The organism is Alginatibacterium sediminis (genome assembly GCF_003610775.1).
Taxonomy (GTDB): Bacteria; Pseudomonadota; Gammaproteobacteria; order Enterobacterales; family Celerinatantimonadaceae; genus Alginatibacterium; species Alginatibacterium sediminis.
Window position 1 is genome coordinate 315,493 of sequence record NZ_RAQO01000004.1, and the last position, 17,214, is coordinate 332,706.

The 17,214-nt window shown below is 43.2% G+C and carries 17 protein-coding genes; 12 read left to right on the forward strand and 5 right to left on the reverse strand.

What is annotated here, in order from left to right; all coding sequences use genetic code 11:
- Nucleotides 1-47 precede the first annotated feature (47 nt).
- On the reverse strand, nt 48-2,828 hold the full coding sequence (locus DBZ36_RS04550; RefSeq protein ID WP_199711770.1) for an insulinase family protein: 2,781 nt from the start codon (nt 2,826-2,828) through the stop codon (nt 48-50).
- A 193-nt stretch (nt 2,829-3,021) separates the two neighbouring features.
- Between DBZ36_RS04550 and sixA the strand changes: the two genes are divergently transcribed.
- Both sixA and DBZ36_RS04560 read left to right on the forward strand, forming a co-directional pair.
- Entirely contained in the window at nt 3,022-3,477 is a 456-nt protein-coding gene (gene sixA / locus DBZ36_RS04555) for a phosphohistidine phosphatase SixA (protein ID WP_120353740.1), read from the forward strand.
- 312 nt (nt 3,478-3,789) lie between these two features.
- The gene (locus DBZ36_RS04560) at nt 3,790-4,005 is read left to right on the forward strand and encodes a DUF1107 family protein (protein WP_120353741.1); all 216 of its coding nucleotides are present in this window, start codon (nt 3,790-3,792) and stop codon (nt 4,003-4,005) included.
- Between the two features lie 76 nt (nt 4,006-4,081).
- Here DBZ36_RS04560 and DBZ36_RS04565 read toward each other — a convergent pair whose 3' ends face one another.
- Together DBZ36_RS04565 and smrB are read right to left on the reverse strand one after the other, a co-directional pair.
- Nucleotides 4,082-5,866, reverse strand: a complete 1,785-nt coding sequence (locus DBZ36_RS04565) for a sensor domain-containing diguanylate cyclase (RefSeq protein ID WP_120353742.1) — start codon at nt 5,864-5,866, stop codon at nt 4,082-4,084.
- Between the two features lie 183 nt (nt 5,867-6,049).
- Entirely contained in the window at nt 6,050-6,586 is a 537-nt protein-coding gene (gene smrB, locus DBZ36_RS04570; RefSeq protein WP_407641480.1) for an endonuclease SmrB, read from the reverse strand.
- A 57-nt stretch (nt 6,587-6,643) separates the two neighbouring features.
- On the opposite strand from smrB, the gene prmB reads away from it, so the two are divergent.
- From prmB to DBZ36_RS04615, 9 genes are all read left to right on the forward strand, one after another.
- The gene (prmB, locus tag DBZ36_RS04575; protein WP_120353744.1) at nt 6,644-7,564 is read left to right on the forward strand and encodes a 50S ribosomal protein L3 N(5)-glutamine methyltransferase; all 921 of its coding nucleotides are present in this window, start codon (nt 6,644-6,646) and stop codon (nt 7,562-7,564) included.
- 10 nt (nt 7,565-7,574) lie between these two features.
- Nucleotides 7,575-8,663 carry a chorismate synthase gene (aroC, locus tag DBZ36_RS04580; RefSeq protein ID WP_120353745.1) on the forward strand — a complete coding sequence of 363 codons (1,089 nt, stop codon included), beginning with the start codon at nt 7,575-7,577 and terminating at the stop codon, nt 8,661-8,663.
- Nucleotides 8,664-9,203, forward strand: coding sequence for an elongation factor P hydroxylase (locus DBZ36_RS04585; protein ID WP_233558095.1), 540 nt, complete (start codon nt 8,664-8,666; stop codon nt 9,201-9,203). It abuts the gene before it with no gap.
- A gap of 5 nt (nt 9,204-9,208) precedes the next feature.
- Nucleotides 9,209-9,406: a hypothetical protein gene (locus DBZ36_RS04590; protein ID WP_120353746.1), complete on the forward strand. Its 198-nt coding sequence runs from the start codon at nt 9,209-9,211 to the stop codon at nt 9,404-9,406.
- Nucleotides 9,390-10,187: a CLCA_X family protein gene (locus DBZ36_RS04595; RefSeq protein WP_120353747.1), complete on the forward strand. Its 798-nt coding sequence runs from the start codon at nt 9,390-9,392 to the stop codon at nt 10,185-10,187. Before DBZ36_RS04590 ends, DBZ36_RS04595 begins: the two co-directional genes overlap by 17 nt.
- 49 nt (nt 10,188-10,236) lie before the next feature.
- Nucleotides 10,237-10,746: a methylated-DNA--[protein]-cysteine S-methyltransferase gene (locus DBZ36_RS04600; RefSeq protein ID WP_120353748.1), complete on the forward strand. Its 510-nt coding sequence runs from the start codon at nt 10,237-10,239 to the stop codon at nt 10,744-10,746.
- 166 nt (nt 10,747-10,912) lie between these two features.
- The gene (locus tag DBZ36_RS04605) at nt 10,913-12,010 is read left to right on the forward strand and encodes an alkene reductase (RefSeq protein ID WP_120353749.1); all 1,098 of its coding nucleotides are present in this window, start codon (nt 10,913-10,915) and stop codon (nt 12,008-12,010) included.
- A 112-nt stretch (nt 12,011-12,122) separates the two neighbouring features.
- Nucleotides 12,123-12,788: a hexitol phosphatase HxpB gene (hxpB, locus tag DBZ36_RS04610; protein WP_120353750.1), complete on the forward strand. Its 666-nt coding sequence runs from the start codon at nt 12,123-12,125 to the stop codon at nt 12,786-12,788.
- A 59-nt stretch (nt 12,789-12,847) separates the two neighbouring features.
- On the forward strand, nt 12,848-13,312 hold the full coding sequence (locus DBZ36_RS04615; protein ID WP_120353751.1) for a GNAT family N-acetyltransferase: 465 nt from the start codon (nt 12,848-12,850) through the stop codon (nt 13,310-13,312).
- Between the two features lie 562 nt (nt 13,313-13,874).
- Here DBZ36_RS04615 and yddG read toward each other — a convergent pair.
- Entirely contained in the window at nt 13,875-14,768 is an 894-nt protein-coding gene (yddG, locus tag DBZ36_RS04625; protein ID WP_120353753.1) for an aromatic amino acid DMT transporter YddG, read from the reverse strand.
- 356 nt (nt 14,769-15,124) lie between these two features.
- Here yddG and DBZ36_RS04630 point away from each other — a divergent pair, with 356 nt between their 5' ends.
- Nucleotides 15,125-15,721, forward strand: a complete 597-nt coding sequence (locus DBZ36_RS04630) for a MepB family protein (RefSeq protein ID WP_120353754.1) — start codon at nt 15,125-15,127, stop codon at nt 15,719-15,721.
- A 109-nt stretch (nt 15,722-15,830) separates the two neighbouring features.
- Here the strand turns inward: DBZ36_RS04630 and DBZ36_RS04635 are convergent, their stop codons facing one another.
- Entirely contained in the window at nt 15,831-17,159 is a 1,329-nt protein-coding gene (locus tag DBZ36_RS04635; RefSeq protein ID WP_120353755.1) for an anaerobic C4-dicarboxylate transporter, read from the reverse strand.
- Between the last annotated feature and the right edge of the window lie 55 nt (nt 17,160-17,214).

Here is a 17,214-nt window from a genome sequence, read left to right on the forward strand (position 1 = left end):
CTAGCTTCGATCATAAAAACCCCCAGTCTATCATTTGGGGGTTTTTGCTAGTGGGCGTAAAATCGAGCGCGCTGGGTTTGGAAAACACGCCGGTCTTCGATTAATTCGCCTTTTTCAAATGCAGCATGAGAATCAGTGTCTTTGTCAGCTGTGTATACAATAATGCGATCACGCTGTTTGTTTTTTAACGTCATCATAAAATGAACAAGATCGCGTCGCTCTAGCTGTTCAATCCATTGTGCTATCTGTTGGCGATGGTCAAATTCCCAGTCTTTGTTCCCAATACTCACCCAATATCGCTGTGCTCGGCTTTGCATGTTAGATTCTTTATCGAGAACTTGTGAGATTAAGCCTGCTTTACTTTGCTCCCATTTTTCATGGCTCAATTCAAACATTAGTATTGGGAATACATCTAAAAATGCATCGATCGCATCCGCTAATTGCTCACTAGATGCATGTGGGCTTTGTACATAAAACATCAGTCCCGGATGACGGTTAAGTGGCAAATTGTCGGTTCCTACGATATATCCAAGCTGTTGTTTGGTGCGTAATTCGTTGAAAAATGTCGAACTCATAAGGTGATTGCAAAAGGTAAACAAAGCCATTTGCCGAGCACTAGTACTGGGGCTTTGATAATAAATAATCATGGCATGATCTGGGTGTGGGCAACTAATTGGATAGCGTAAGCTGCCAGTGCGCTGAATATTGACTAAAGGTCGAGGGGTTTCCATAGCGGCTTTGCCATTTTCTTTGACGATTTCCTCACCGATAAAATCAGCCATTGCGGTAGCTTGGCGTAGCGACCAATTTCCGTAGACCATCACTTCCAAATGGACTTTCGAATAAACCCGTTTTACGAATTCTTTAAGTTCATTGAGTTGAACATCCTTCACCAACTCTGCCATTAACTGTGGCGGTAAATTATTCGGTTGTAGTAGGGACGTAAGTTGTCGAAACAACTGACTAATAGGTTTGGCTTTACTTTGGTTCTCCCAACGACGAATTAACTGTTGTTTAATTATTTCAAAGCGTTGTGGATTAAACTGACCAAAAGTACGGTTGCCCAGTACCATTTTTAGTAGCAAGGCTTGCTTCTCGCTAAAGCCAGATATATGCAAGGTGTAGCCGCCTTGATGAGCATATATATGGTAATTAATACCGGCAATTTCTGCCTGATATGTTAACTGAGATAAGTGGTCTAGAAACAACTCTAAGGCTAAACGAGTGCGCACGATATTACTTTGCGAGGCAACTGTAAGTGAACTATCTAAAGATGCGTAAATGTGGCCCTTTGGCATATCGAACTGTGGCTCTTGGCAAAACCAAAGCCGAAAACCGGCGTCATCACGAATACATACCGGTTTTCCACTGAAATGCTCTACAATTTTTTCTAATGGAGCTTGGCTATGCTGAATAAACGGATTGACAGCAGGCAGATAAACATCGCTAGCTAGACTCGGTTGTTCCCAGGCATTAAGTCGATCCGCTGCTATTGTTTGTATTTGATATGGACACGCATACCATGGGCTTTCTTGATCGCATTTGACATTGGGACCACTTAAACTCAATCGTAGCCTTGATGGTTTCATTTGCGATAAACAGGTGCTGATGAGTTCTGGATCGAAACAATCCATAACGTAATCGCCATAGATGATGTCGCTTTCCTCATATAGTCCCATGTTAGCGCTAAGATGGGTAACCGTGTCTAAGGCATTTGACTCCTCTTGATATAAGAAAGCTCGTTCATGAACCTGTTGTTTCTCAAGATAACGCCAATGGACCAGTCCTTGCTCTTGTATTAAGTTCAAATATGCAAAGGTTTGCGCCACTATATAGTCGATTTGTTCAGTGCCATGTTCGGTTAACGAATAGACAATATTAAAATCTCTAAATCCGACCCCATTGACACCACCACCAGCCGCCATGGAGTTAATCAAGCCTCGCTCGCGCAGGGATGAAACTAGGCTGCCTTGGCCTTCATAGCCAACCAGATGCGATATAAAGGTTAAAGGTTTGGAGCGATAGTGCTGGCGCATATCATCAAAGCCAAAGCTCAGGCTGAGTTTGTTCAAATCACGAAGCGATTGAATATGAATTTGTTGCCCTAGATGCTCATCTAAATACATAGGTGCTTGGATCTTAGGTGTCCAAGAAATTTTAGAGATGGGACTAAATAGCGCTTCGACCATTGCTCTGGTTTTACTTATTAGTTGTGGGGCAAGTACCACCAATGTCATGCGATCTGAGGAGTATTGTTCTTCATAAAAGGTAATAAGTTCATCTCGAATAGGACGCTGCTCTGAGTTGGCTAAGGTTTCTAAGTTGCCAACCGAAAATTTAGAAAAGTCATGTTCGGGATTTATGGTCGCTTTATGCACGTCGTAGCTGCGTCGAAGGTCATCTTGGTATTTGAGTTTAAACTCGCTGTCTACCGCTTGGCGTTCTTGATCAACAAGCTCAGGAATAAACAATGGTGCAATGAAAAACTGACTAAAGCGCTGCAATGCTTGTTCGAACCATTGTGGTTCAATGTCAAAAAAGTAGTTTGTTTGTTCCGGACCCGTCCACGCGTTGTGACTGCCGCCGTGGCGATCGATAAAGCTCTGATACTCGCCGGGGATAGGATAGGCTGAAGTGCCGAGAAACAACATATGTTCTAAAAAGTGTGCTAATCCGGGGCGATCGCTTGGATCCTGAAAGTGACCAACATTGACTAGTAAAGAAGCCGCGGCCAATTGAGAACTTGCGTCCTCGATAACCAGTACTTTAAGACCATTGTGAAGCTCAAAATGTTGATATCGTTTCGCATCATTGGGACTTTTAAGCAAAATGTAGCCACTTTGTTTGTTGTTGTTTAATTATATGATTATCAACGCGCTTATGTTTTCGCGCAAATAAATGTTAGCTACAAATGAAATTAATGATGGAATGTGCGAAAAAGCCAAGAAAAAAATTAAACCTCGGTGTATAAAGACGCTAAACGAAGGCTAGTTCCCTAAAGACCACAGTAAAGAGAGAGTTATGGAAGTATTTATCATGCGTCATGGCGAAGCCGAATTTATGGCGGCACAGGACTCACAACGAGCGCTGAGTAAACACGGAATTGAACAATCCAAGCTAGCTGGTGAAAAACTTAACCGCTGTTGTCCTCATTTCGATATCGTTGCGCATAGCCCTTATCTAAGAGCGACTCAAACTTGGCAACACGTTAACACCAAATGTAACAGTGTTGGCAAAGTGTATGTTCTTGATGAACTTACCCCATCTGGGGATATTGAGAATCTAACAGCATGGCTTGAAGAACTATATATAGAAGACTCACAGCGGTCTATTTTACTCGTGTCCCATCTCCCCCTCGTATCGTATTTAAGCCAAGCTTTAGCGAAACAAGACCAAGCAATTGCCTTCCATACCGCTAACATTGCCCGCTTAAGAATGACAAACACAGGTGTTGCGCAATTGTTGCAATTTACATAAATGTCACGATAGTGTTTTATACTAAGGAATTACTAATTGTACAGTTGCAAACACTACTGCCTTTTTATTGTACAACTCTAAATATCGTAGATCATGGATCACAGATCTTACTCAAAGCATAAAAACAAAAGCGGTCGCTTGCTATACTTACCTTGTTTACAAGCTTATTACGTTTTAGAAGCAGTCCATCAAGCTTAGTGTGGTTAACCTGAACGTAGGATCTTCGAAGATCTTAGGCAAGGGTGAAATATCAAATTTCGACCGGATTTATTGTTTTTGTCCAGTAAGAAACTTTGGTTTAAGAGGTGATACATGAAACGATTTTTAAGATATTCCCCCCAGCGCATAGCGCGCTACGTGAAAACTTTTTTTAAGGGGCGTTTACACATTCAGGGGCGAGGTGCCTACGAATTTAAAGATGGACGTCTTTATACATTACCTAATCATTCGACTAATGCTCATCGTAAAACTGTAGATGAAGTTAACCAGCAAATTGAAGTTTTGCAGTCGTCTCGGAAAGCTGCCTAAGCCTTTGACAGTTGATGCTCGTCACTGGTCAAAGTACTACATTTTATCTGCACCTTATTCGATTTATTAAACCGAACTAAGAACTATAGATAGTTACCTGGTTTCGACCTTCACTTTTCGCCTTGTATAAGGCGTCGTCTGCTTGCTTGTAGCTTTGCACAGGGTCGCCAGTTAAGGTACTTAAACCGGCACTAATGCTGACTTTATTATCGTTTCGATAGTGTATTGCTATACGTAAACGATTGAGTACTATTTCGGCGTTACCAACACTAGTATGCGGCATAATCACTGCAAACTCTTCTCCGCCAACCCGCGATATAAAGTCAGTTGAACGGCATTGGACCCGTAGCGTATCGGCAACAATTCCGAGTACTTTATCGCCATGTTGATGCCCGTATTGGTCATTCACCTGCTTGAAGTGGTCAACATCGATGATTGCGATACAACAGTCGCTTGATTTAGCTGCATAGCGTGAGATTAGCTTACTTTGATATTCAAGTTCTTGATTAAACTTTCGTCGGTTCCATAATTGAGTTAGCTCATCGCGTTCACTTAATCGGCGTAGTTGTTCTTCTAACTGTTTGCGTTCTGTAATCTCGACATAAGAAGCAATGTAGTACTGTGCTACGTTGAAGCGGTCTTTAATTGCCTGGATGCGCATCAGTTCGGTAATAATAGACCCGGACTTGGTTCTATTTTTAATCTCGCCTTCCCAAGAACCTTTTCGGTTAAGTTGTTCCCACATTTCCCGGTAGTATTCTTGGTCGTGTTCCCCGCTTGATAACATGGATGGTTTTTTTCCTAACACATCATCGGATTCATAGCCTGTTAAGCGAGTAAATTCAGCGTTAATTTTAAGTATACGATTATGTTTGTCAGAAATGACTACCGGCGACATCCCTTGCAGAGCCGCCCTAGCAAGTTTTGCTTCCAGGGAATGGTAACGTTGTCGCGCAATGACTAAAGCAATGCCTATAGAAACGAGAAACACCAACAGTAAACTTAAAATAAAATCTCGCTTTATGGTTCCAATCACATCACGTGCAGAGTGCTGTATATCCTTCAAGCTGTAGTTAAGTACAAAGAAAGTATGGTTATCTAGGTTTTTTGGGTGAAGGTCTGTCGTTATGAAGACGTGTAGAGAATCCCCATCAAATACAAACCCCCGTATTTTGTCTGTCATTTCTTGCCATAAACTAGGATTTTTTAGACGCAAATTGTGTTCACGGCGCTCTTTAATCAAGTGACCAAACGTTAGGTTGCCAGAATTACTAAATAAATAATAACCTTGCTCATTCACGACTTCTGGTAATTGACTGGAGTTAAGGGAATAGTTTAGAGAATTCATTAGAAAGGCGACATTAAGGTTTGCAACGATATAGCCTAAACGTTGTCCGTCACTGTCCACGGGCATGATGACGCGAATTGCTGGCGTATAGGGTAGGACTAGTGCGCCATTTTCCATCTCTAAATCTAGTCCAAAAGCGCCAGAGTTACCTGCTTCCAGCTGCTGTGCAAATTTAAAGTAGTCGCGTTCGATCTTGTTTTGAAGTTCACCCTCTTCAACAAAGCGGCTTTGTTTACTATTTACATTGAGGCGGATTAATTCTTGTCCTGCTTCGTTTATCAATCTTACATGAGTATATATAAGTTGGTTCTCAAGCATGCGCGACCAAAATGTAGAAAGCTCTGTTCGCTGGACTGGAGCCTGGGTTCGCAAAAACGACACTAAGCGCTCATCGGCACCTAACAATCGGACGGACGAATGGACATGATCTATCAAGGTTGCCAAATTTCTTTGACTATAAGTGAGTTGTCGTAAACCTTCCTGACTGGTTTGCTCAACTTGTTCGTTTAGCACAGCATTGTACTTACTATTAAAATAGAACGAGGGAATAGGTGCTAAAAGAAGCACAAATAGACAGCTGTACGCTAAAGTTCGAAGAATTAAGCCTTTCAAAAGATCAACATTAGTCAGTTATGGGTCGCATAATATAACACCAAATTGTTGCGATTTTGTAGCGAATAGTTGCCAAGGCTACTATTATTTTTCTGAGCGATGAAGAAGCACAAATAAAGCGCTATCACCGCCGTATTCCTTACTAGCTTGATGGAAACACAAAACTAAAGGATGTTGTGCCAACCATAACGGCACATTTTTTTTAAGAATGTTCTTACCATAACCATGCATCACCGATGCAACCTGCAAATGGGCGCGTTCGCATTCCGCAAGCATTGCTGCAAGCTCCTGTTTTGCTTGGTCTTGGCGTAATCCATGGAGGTCTAAAAATATCTCTGGCGCATAGTCACCACGCCGCAGTTTTTTAAGTTCATAAGGATCGCAATTAGGTGAACGCCAGCGCATTGGTCCATCGTCGGGTAGCAAAGGTTGGTACTCATCAGAAAAATAATGAAGATGATTATTTGAATTCGCTTGGGTATTTCGAACTTGCTGGCTTTTTTGCTTGATTCGAGTTGGCACAGGACTTACTTTATCTTGCTTAATTTGTTTTATACCGCGCATCGCGTCGGCAAAACTGTTGAATTTGTTTTGGCTCGTTGGGTCATTACTCATATTCAATATCGATATGTTTAAGCAGGGGATAAAGCCCTGATTGTACTGAATCTGGAGAGCAAATTGGAAAGAATTTTAGTAGAAGAAGCTGTTGCAGAGCTTAGAACGATTCAGGATATGCTACGTTGGGCTGTTAGCCGTTTTAATCAGGCTGAAGTTTTTTATGGTCATGGGACTGATAATGCATGGGATGAAGCAGTGCAATTAGTCTTGCCGAGTCTTCATTTGGATCTCAATGTTGATCCTGAAGTACGCCATTCCCGTTTAACCAAACAAGAGCGAGTTAAACTCGTAGATCTTATTGAGCAACGTATAGAAGAACGTATTCCTGTTGCCTATTTAACTAACCGTGCATGGTTTGCAGGGCTCGAGTTCTTTGTTGATGAACGTGTGTTAGTCCCGCGTTCACCTTATGCGGAGCTATTGACCAGTCATTTTGAACCTTGGTTGACCAAGACACCTGAGCGTGTGCTTGATCTATGTACTGGTAGTGGCTGCATCGCTATTGCAAGCGCTTATGCATTTCCTTATGCCGAAATCGATGCAGTGGATATTTCTGAGCAGGCACTTGAAGTTGCAGAGATAAATATTCAAAATCATGGTTTAGAGCAGCAAGTTATACCTATTCGTTCTGATGGCTTTCAAGAGCTTGAAGGCCAAGTATATGACTTGATCATCAGTAATCCGCCGTACGTCGATGCTGAAGACATGGCTTATTTGCCAACCGAATTTGGCCACGAACCTGAACTCGGTTTAGCATCGGGTCATGATGGACTCGATTTGACCCGTAAAATTTTGTCACAAGCAGCAGCGCATTTAAGTGATGATGGTTTACTATTCGTTGAAGTTGGCAATAGCCAAGTTCACCTAGAAAATGCCTTCCCTGAAGTGCCATTTACATGGATTGAGTTTGAACAAGGTGGGCATGGCGTGTTCATGCTTAACAAGCAAGACTTAGTTGCTTGCGCAGAATTTTTTAACTAAAGGAAGAGCAATGGCTGGTAACAGTATTGGACAACATTTTCGAGTCACGACTTTTGGCGAAAGCCATGGAGAAGCTCTCGGCTGTATTATAGATGGTTGCCCAGCAGGTCTGGAACTAGACATCGAAGCAATTCAACTGGACCTCGATCGCCGTCGTCCAGGCAGCTCTCGATTTACAACTCAGCGCCGAGAAGCCGATGAAGTGAAAATACTTTCTGGTGTGTTTGAAGGCAAAACCACGGGTACGTCTATCGGTATGTTGATTGAAAACACCGATCAACGTTCTCAAGATTATTCGAAGATAAAAGATCTATTTAGGCCTGGGCATGCAGATTATAGCTACCATCAAAAGTATGGTCTACGTGATTACCGCGGTGGTGGGCGTTCTTCTGCGCGCGAAACCGCAATGCGAGTTGCTGCTGGTGCAGTGGCTAAACAGTTTCTTAAATCAGAGTTTAATTGCGAAGTCCGTGGTTATCTAAGTCAGCTTGGTCCTATTTGTGCCGAGCAAATCGACTTAGATGCTGTTGAAAGTAATCCATTTTTCTTCCCGGATGTTGCTAAGTTAGATGCCTTGGAAGAGTACATGCGAGACCTTAAAAAACAGGGTGATTCAATTGGTGCTAAAGTGAGCGTTGTTGCTAACAATGTGCCACTAGGTCTAGGTGAGCCTGTATTTGATCGGCTTGATGCAGATATTGCACATGCGCTGATGGGGATTAACGCAGTTAAAGGCGTAGAAGTAGGCGATGGTTTTGCTGTGGTGAATCAAAAAGGCAGCGAGCATCGTGATCTAATGCGCCCTGATGGATTTCAATCGAATCGTGCTGGTGGGGTGCTTGGTGGCATAAGTTCGGGGCAGGATATTATTGCTCACATGGCTTTGAAACCAACGTCGAGTATTACCATTCCAGGTGATAGTATTGATCAGTTTGGGCAACCTGCTGAGGTCATCACCAAAGGTCGTCATGATCCATGTGTTGGAATACGTGCTGTTCCTATTGCAGAAGCAATGGTTGCTATTGTGCTCATGGACCACTTTTTGCGTCAACGTGGTCAAAATGGCGTGGTAACGACTCAGACGCCAGTGCTGCGATAAGTGTCCAAGAGTGTTTATAATTGTCGCGAACTGCAAATTCTGTTCGCGACAACTTTTAGTGGCTACAACACCCGCTTAATTAGTGGTGCAGCAGAACCGCTATACTTGCCTGCTAGTGAGCAATCCCCGTTCCATGCAATTTACTTCAGAGAAGACTATTTTTCGTCAGCCTTGCATGAAATTGCCCATTGGGTTATTGCCGGTGAAGCAAGACGAAAACTAGAAGACTATGGTTACTGGTATTCCCCTGATGGCCGCGACCAGCTACAACAGGCAGAATTTGAAAAAGTAGAAGTATTACCGCAAGCAATAGAACTCGCATTTTGTAAAGCAATTGGTAAAGACTTTGATGTCAGTGTAGATAACTTGGACGGTGACGCAATGAACATTGAAGGGTTTCGCCAGCAAGTCAGTGCCAAATGTCAGCAGCTTTGTGAGTCGGGTATGCCAGCTCGAGCACAATTGTTTATCGCTAGCCTCGAGCAGCACTACGGTAAACACAAAACTCAACAAGCACTGCAAAGTAGTCCTCAGAGGTAGACGCGATGTTTAGTATATTTTGGCCCTTAGTCAGCTTTGCGACATTACTTTGGGCTTCAATCAATGGACACTGGATAGCGCTTTTTATCAGTAGTGCTTGTGTTGGTCTGTGGTTGTGGAGCATGCATTGCGCGAAGCAACGGATGTTGGCCATGCGCCTAGAACGCAAGCAAGCCGCCGAGAGTGATGGCAGCCAAATATAGTCGCCTCCAAGGTCGCTTTACTCGACATGGACCAGATTATCGTTTTGGTGAAAACTTAGGTTTCACCGAAATTAAGCAAGAGTTTGGTTTTCTTACGATAAAAATAGGCCGGTGGGTGAGTAAGGACGAGCAACAACTTGCCGCTAATCTGTTTTACGATGCCTTTGCTGATCTTGCTTATTTGCTCAATGTCCCCAGTGAAGTGATAGGCTTGCGTAATAGTTTGAATTTGGCCTTTGGAACTGGAGGTCAAAAAAACGTTCAAGCGCATTACGCTCCTGGTGAGAGAACCTTAGCCCTAGCGAAAAATGCTGGCGGCGGGGCGCTAGCACATGAATGGTGGCATGCTTTTGACCACTATATTGTGAATAAGCTCTACCCACATTCCAAAGCAAAATTTGCGTCAGAGCAATGGTTGAACCAGAAAACCAAGGCAAAACATCCTCTAAATCAACGCTTAGAACACTTCTTTTCAAGTAGTATTTTAACCCAGGATGGGAAGCAAGCTAATTATTACGCTCATCAAGCCTTTGCATTAGATAAAGCTCAGGGCCGCATCTATTATAGTGACCCAACCGAGTTAATGGCGCGTGCGTTTGAAAGCGTATTGGAGTCACAAACAAGCTTGGTTAATCAATTTTTGGTCAGTGGTACCATGGAAAACGGACCAGCACTGGTTTATCCGAACAATGAACACCGAGTTTTAATCAGCGAAGCCTGTTTTGTGTATTTTGCCGCGCTAGGAGATACCTTGCGACAGCTGTCTTTGTATTCCAAATGAATAGCATTAACGTTTCATCGAACACGATTTACAAACGAAGGCTTACGGTATGCCATACATAGAAAAAGAGTTTTTTAAAATTGGTAGCTACCATTTCGTAGCGGCGAGCTACCAACAACAACTATGTATGTTTGATTATCAATACCGAAAACAAGGTGCTCAGATTGAGGGTCGTTTGCAACAACAATTGGGAGTATCAGTACGCGAGCATAGCTGTGACACAAATCGTCAGGGCGCGCAGCAGGTGGAACAATACTTATTAGGGCAACGACAGCAATTTGATTTGCCCTTATTACTGGTGGGAACCAGTTTTCAAAAATTAGTGTGGCAACAGCTGCTTCAGATCCCCTATGGAAAAACCACAAGCTACGCACAGTTGGCCGATGCGATTGGTGAGTCTAAAGCGATTAGAGCCGTTGGTGCCGCCAATGGTGCCAACGCCTTAGCTATTATTGTGCCGTGCCATCGGGTTATCGCAAGCGATGGTAACTTAACCGGCTATGCTGGGGGCCTCGCTTTAAAGAAAAAGTTGTTGAAACTTGAAACCAGTATGTTCTAAAACCAGTAACACTCCTTTCAAATTGCATCGTTATAGGATGGGAAGTAAGTTGAAATCTAGATCAGCACCTTGTTGTTTACAGGTGTAAGTGTTTTGTTCATTGATGGGCACCGACAGCTAACAAAATCAGGTAAACTATCGTCATAATCTATATCGGGAAATACCAATGTTTGACTCTTTATTTAACAGTGTGCAACTCGGTGAGCTAACGCTAAAAAACAGAATTGTAATGCCGCCCATGACTCGTTCTAGAGCATCGCAGCCCGGTGATATACCCAATGAAATGATGGCTCGCTATTATGCACAGCGCGCCAGCGCGGGTTTGATTATTGCTGAAGGAATGCAAATCTCTGAGCTTGGTAAAGGCTATGCTTGGACTCCTGGTATTTATTCGCCTGAGCAAGTACAAGGTTGGAAACGAATCACTAAGGCTGTGCATGACAACGACGGCTGTATTTTTGCGCAGATATGGCATGTTGGGCGGGTCACTCACTTTGAAAACACCAATGGGCAGACTCCAATTTCATCAAGCGCCTTAAAAGCTGAAAACGTGCGGGTGTTCATCGACAATGGCGATTCAGATCCTGGTTTCGTCGAAACTGTAATGCCGCGAGCAATGAACAAGCAAGACATAAAAACAGTGATTGGAGAATTTAAGAGGGCAAGCCAAAATGCCTTAGATGCGGGGTTTGACGGCGTTGAACTACATGCTGCCAACGGTTATCTAGTGAATCAGTTCATCGACTCGCAAGCTAATAATCGTAGTGACGAATATGGTGGCAGCTTAGATAATCGGCTGCGCTTTCTCGATGAAGTCGTGACCGCAATGGTCAGTGTGGTGGGCCCCCAGCGAGTAGGGGTGCGCCTTGCACCATTAACAACGCTAAATGGTACCGTTGACGATGATCCTATCGAAACCTACACCGCAGCCGCCAAGTTACTGAATCGACACAACATTGCCTACTTACACATTGCTGAAGCCGATTGGGACGACGCGCCAGTGATGAGCAAAGAGTTTAAACAAGCCATTCGTGATGTGTTTGATGGCATCATCATTTACGCGGGTAAGTATACGGCTGAGCGAGCGCAGCAAAACGTGCTTGACGGCTTCGCCGATATGATAGCCTTTGGACGTCCGTTTATTGCTAATCCTGATTTGCCCAAGCGTATTGCCCTAGGTAGAGCTTGGAACACCCATCAACCTGAGACGCTATTCGGTGGTGGGGTACAAGGTTTAACCGACTATCCTTATTTGGAAGATTAGTCTCTAGCTTACCAGCCAAACCCCGAAGCGATTAAGTATTGTTTTAGCGCTTCCTAAGAGTTTTGTTGGGCTGAGATGCTCGGTGGTTTATCTGCACTAAAACGGATGAAAAATGATAAAAGCTGCAATTTTTGACATGGATGGGACTCTGATTGATTCAGAACCGATGTGGAAAGAGGCTGAAAAACAAGTTTTCTCATCAGTCGGAGTAAAAGTTACTGATGAACTGTCATCAAAAACAGCAGCGATGACTACGCGAGAAGTAACCGAGTTTTGGTTTAAGCTTTTTCCTTGGATAGGTAAAAGTTTAGAGCAAGTTGAAAATGACGTTATAGACCGTGTAGCAACACTGATTTCGCTGCAAGGCGTTCCCATGAATGGCGTTATAGATATTTTAGATTTCTTTAAGGAAAAGGAAATTAAAATAGGCTTGTCAACGAATGCGCCTTCTAGACTAATCCCTATAGTTCTGGAAAAGCTTAATATAACTGAATACTTTCATGCGACTTGCTCTTCTGAAAATGAGTTTAGAGGGAAACCCGATCCTGCAGTTTACTTAACTACAGCACAAAAATTAGATGTCGAGCCAACACAATGTATTGCTTTTGAAGACTCGATCACTGGAGTTACATCAGCGAATAGAGCAAAAATGAAAACGGTAGTTGTCCCACCTAGTTTGAAGTTCAATGACGAAAAATATAGTAAATCCCATATCAAGCTTAGGTGTTTATCTGATTTTTCCGATGCCCATTTAGAAAAGATAGTTAGTGGTTTATAGTTTTGTAGAATAAATTGCATTTATTTCTAACTTAGCGGACGAAAGGTCAAAGGGACAGAATGAGCATCCGAGCTTTTAAACGCGATGATTTACCAGCCATATTTAGAATCTATGATAGCTCAAAGCTTGATGAGCTCAAATTTGAAGACACCCTTTTTACCCTGTTACCTTTAGAGAATGACAAGGTGAGATTAAATGGACTGTTGGAGTCCGATATCTATGTGTACGAAGATCTCAATTGTATTGTTGGCTATGCAGCTGTTTATGGAAAAGAAATTCGAGCTCTATTTGTTAGCTCTGAATCTAGGGGTAAGGGCGTAGGAAAGACCTTATTTGTATTTTCGTTATCACTTATACAAGAACAGGCATACTTATACGTTGTACGTTCAAATAAGAGGGCGAAGCAATTGTACCAAGAGCATGGATTCAATGTTATAGACACATTCGAAACGACTTATAACCAAGAGCCAGTAGTTGCACAAAAAATGGTTCGTACAGTTCTCGCACCTAAGCAACGGGGTTAGATCTAAAAGAAAATTTTCACGGTGTTCGCTGCATGGGAGCAGGCATGTTACTTGTAGGGTGTTGTTTATTGATTATTATCGGGTTTGTTCATTCATACTTAGGCGAAAAATTTATACTGATCCGCTTGTTTAGACGCGACAATTTACCAAAGTTACTTGGAAGTGATTGGTTTACGAAGCGGGTCCTAAGATTTGCTTGGCACCTTACGACGATAGCCTGGTGGGGATTTGCCGCGATACTGTATTTTCTATCTCACCCTAGTGACAGCACTCATGCTGAAATCCTAGTCACAATTAGTATAGTCTTTGCTATAAGTGGGATCGTGTCACTACTTTTTTCTCATGGCAAACATCTGTCGTGGTTGTTCTTTTTCGGTATCTCCGCTTCGAGTATACTCGGCGCAATGTACAGCTAGATAGGCACTCTAAAGCAATAAAGAAGTTTGCAGGTTCCGATCAAGTACTTCACACCAATAAGCCTTTAGTGTTCTGCGCGGCGCAAAGCCAAGTACTGAATCGATAATGTGACGAAATCAACGATGTAAAACATGCGCGGTATCGACTAAATATCGGGATTTTCACGAGTGAAATACCAGCAACTCAATGACGCCAATGACACCATGATGACGCCCTGCCAAAATGTAGTGCCTAAACTAATTCCAAAAATTAGCGCAGAGAAAAAAGCCGATAAGATTGGCGTGAAATAGGACAGTGTGGCCAGTAGCACCATGTTGCCGCCAATAATGGCTATGTTCCACAGTCCATAACCACCAGCCATAGCGATAGAGGCTAAAACCAAATTCAGCAGGGTTTCTCCACTCCATACCATTGCTGGCTGCTCGCTCAGAAAGTACTTTAGCCAAAGAGCAATGGCGGTTGCGATGAAAAACCAGGCAATCGCATTGCGTCCATTTGCCAAACGTTTGGTAATATTGCAGTAAATGGCCCAAATAAACGCCCCACTAAACGCCAAGAGATAGCTAGTCGGATTGCTGGCGACATTGCTTGTTAACTCTGTAATCGAAAGACCTTGCTCACCAGTCACTGTCCAAGCAACCCCGAAGAACGCCATTGCCATTGCTGGATATAACCATTTACTCACTGACTGCCGGCTTACGATCACCGCTAGTAACACAGTTAAAGCCGGCCAAAGGTAATTAATTACGCTCATTTCGACGGCCTGAAGCTTGTTGTTTGCCATGCCCAAAGACAAAGCCAGACACATTTCGTAGCTTACAAATAATCCGCCGCCAACAACTAGATACTTGGTAGAGAATTGGCTAGGCTTTGGTGCTCCAAGCACTAATACCAAAATTACCGAACTGAGGGTGTAAATCATTGCAGCGCCGCCGACTGGCCCAAGCTGTTCTGCAACATTGCGGATAAAGGCAACAATGGTGCTCCAAAGCAAGATAGCGGCGCATCCCGCCAGGGTATATTTGTGCTTAGAAAACAAAGAAAACCGCAATATCTAGAGGTAAAAGAATAGACTAGCACAGTGCAGATCGCTTAAATATGCTACGGCCATTCTTTGGTAGACAAAATGTTCTCTGGAAAGAGTATTCTTAAATAATAAAAGGCTAAACCAATAACAGTGATGCAATGGCTGTTAACGGTAAGCTTTGTATTGCTGGGCAAGCTCGGCATTAGATGGCCGAGTCTATGAGCAAACGAAAATTGAACAAGACGGGTATGCTGATTTGTTATTTTCACGTAGAGTTGGGCTGCCCAATCGCATGGTGTAGGCTAGGGAATAAACTACTGTACCGCGCTGTGTTTATAGCGTCGTCAACAACTATAAAGGGTGTTTCTTTGCTTAAAAAAAACTATCGCGATGAGATACTACGCCTATTAACTCAAGAGTTTGTACCCGCAGGATATCTAATAAGCAGCAAGGTAAGCTTAGATCCAGTAGCTGAAAGTGTTAAGTATGACGCCTTACATTTTTCACTTAATGATAAACGTATTGTTTATCGCAAAGGCAAGGTTACACCTGATAGACCTGGTGCTTTTTTAGCCCTTTGGCAACGCCCAGCTCCGCAAGCTACTGAGGCAAACAAACCAGTGCCGTACACATCCAGTGACTTAGATTTTTTGTTTGTACGGGTGGAGGGCCATTCAATGATCTCTGATGAGATTGAACAAAGCCTTAACTGTGGTCTGTTTGTATTCCCTGTCTCTGTTTTAGTTGATAAAGGAATCGTTTCGTCGCCAACAAGCAAAGGAAAAACTGGGTTTAGAGTTTTCGCGCCGTGGAGCCAAGATCGTGGAACAGTTGGCACCAAGGTATTTTCCGCATCTGGCAAAAAAACTCAGCGTTGGCAACTGCCATTCTTTTTGGAGGTGGATGAGAAAGGTTTAATAGACACCAATAAACTTAATAAACTGCTGAGCCATGCCAAAGTTTAATGGACTTCTCGGATTGCCTATTTCATCGTAAAACGCGCTTTAAGGACTTCAGTGACGGATAGTGCAACGTAGCCCCAAGTAACGGGGCTACTATTTTTTGAGATAGTGCTTAAGCGATGATGACCTGAGCAAGTGCATAACCGACCAAACATGAAGTAATCACAGAAATGAGACCGGGTGCCATAAAGCTGTGGTTAAAATAGTACTTACCAATTTTCGTTGTTCCTGAAACATCAAAGTTGCAGGTGGCAATATCTGATGGGTAATTAGGGATAAAGAAATAGCCATAGCAAGCAGGCATAATACCAATCACTAATGCGGGGGGGAGTCCCATTCCGAGGGCCACGGGTAGCATCATAATTAGAGTTGCTGCCTGGCTATTAACTACAACAGAAACCACAAATAGTGCTAACGCAAAGGTCCAAGGGTAGCTTTGGACCATATCGATAATCCCACCTTTAAACGCAGGCATGGCATATTGGAAGTAAGTGTCACTCATCCATGCTATCCCGTAAATGGCTAAGGCTGCGACCATCCCCGATTTAAACACCACTCCATCAGGCACTGTAGATGCTTTAGTGCGTGTGACTAACAAAATTACACCACCAAACGCAAGCATCATCATTTGAATAACGACGCTCATTTTTAAGGGTTTCTCAGCATCTGCGATGGTGCGGATCTCTGGAAACATTGCGATGACCACAATAACAGCGATGGCCAACAAGAAAAGGTATACAGCATGTCGCGATGATGCTGGAAGCTTATCGTTTAGCGTCGTCGCCGTGGAGGACTTTATTTTCTCTGACCAGATTGGATCTTTAAGTCGCGCTTGAAATTCAGGATCGTCGTCTAACTCTTTACCGCGACGCACGCTATATAAAGAAAGCGCAAATACGCCGCAAAGTGTTGCAGGAATGGTGACACCTAAGATGCTAAAGAGGGTTATATTGGCATCAATATTAGATAGTTGAGCTAGGTAATAAACAACAGCCGCTGACAATGGGCTCGCAGTAATCCCTACTTGTGACGCGACTGAAGCAGCTGCCATTGGACGTTCCGGTCTAATTCCATTTTTTAGCGCCACATCACCGATAATAGGCATGACTGAATAAACAGCATGGCCAGTACCCAACAAAAACGTCATGGTGTAGGTTACCAGTGGACCTAAGAAAGAGATTTTACTTGGATTTGAACGCAGTATTTTCTCTGCGATCTGTAACATAAATTTTAATCCACCTGCCGCTTCTAAAATGGACGCACAAGTTACGACGGCCATGATAATGAGCATCACAGTCACGGGAGGCGAGGTTGGTGGCATTTGAAATACAAAAACTTGTACGACTAAGCCAATACCGGACACAACCCCGAGACCAAGACCGCCAAAACGGCTACCAGCATACAAAATGCCGAGAAGAAATAGAAACTGCATGTACAACATGATTAGAGCTCCAAAAATGAATGATTTGGCTTATTCTGACCATTAGCGATGATTA

Bases quoted from the DNA above. Each gene is read 5' to 3' on its own strand.
- sixA (WP_120353740.1), top strand. From the start codon at position 3,022: ATGGAAGTATTTATCATGCGTCATGGCGAAGCCGAATTTATGGCGGCA.
- DBZ36_RS04560 (WP_120353741.1), top strand. From the start codon at position 3,790: ATGAAACGATTTTTAAGATATTCCCCCCAGCGCATAGCGCGCTACGTG.
- aroC (WP_120353745.1), top strand. From the start codon at position 7,575: ATGGCTGGTAACAGTATTGGACAACATTTTCGAGTCACGACTTTTGGC.
- DBZ36_RS04590 (WP_120353746.1), top strand. From the start codon at position 9,209: ATGTTTAGTATATTTTGGCCCTTAGTCAGCTTTGCGACATTACTTTGG.
- DBZ36_RS04595 (WP_120353747.1), top strand. From the start codon at position 9,390: ATGGCAGCCAAATATAGTCGCCTCCAAGGTCGCTTTACTCGACATGGA.
- DBZ36_RS04600 (WP_120353748.1), top strand. From the start codon at position 10,237: ATGCCATACATAGAAAAAGAGTTTTTTAAAATTGGTAGCTACCATTTC.
- DBZ36_RS04605 (WP_120353749.1), top strand. From the start codon at position 10,913: ATGTTTGACTCTTTATTTAACAGTGTGCAACTCGGTGAGCTAACGCTA.
- hxpB (WP_120353750.1), top strand. From the start codon at position 12,123: ATGATAAAAGCTGCAATTTTTGACATGGATGGGACTCTGATTGATTCA.
- DBZ36_RS04615 (WP_120353751.1), top strand. From the start codon at position 12,848: ATGAGCATCCGAGCTTTTAAACGCGATGATTTACCAGCCATATTTAGA.
- DBZ36_RS04635 (WP_120353755.1), bottom strand. From the start codon at position 17,159: ATGTTGTACATGCAGTTTCTATTTCTTCTCGGCATTTTGTATGCTGGT.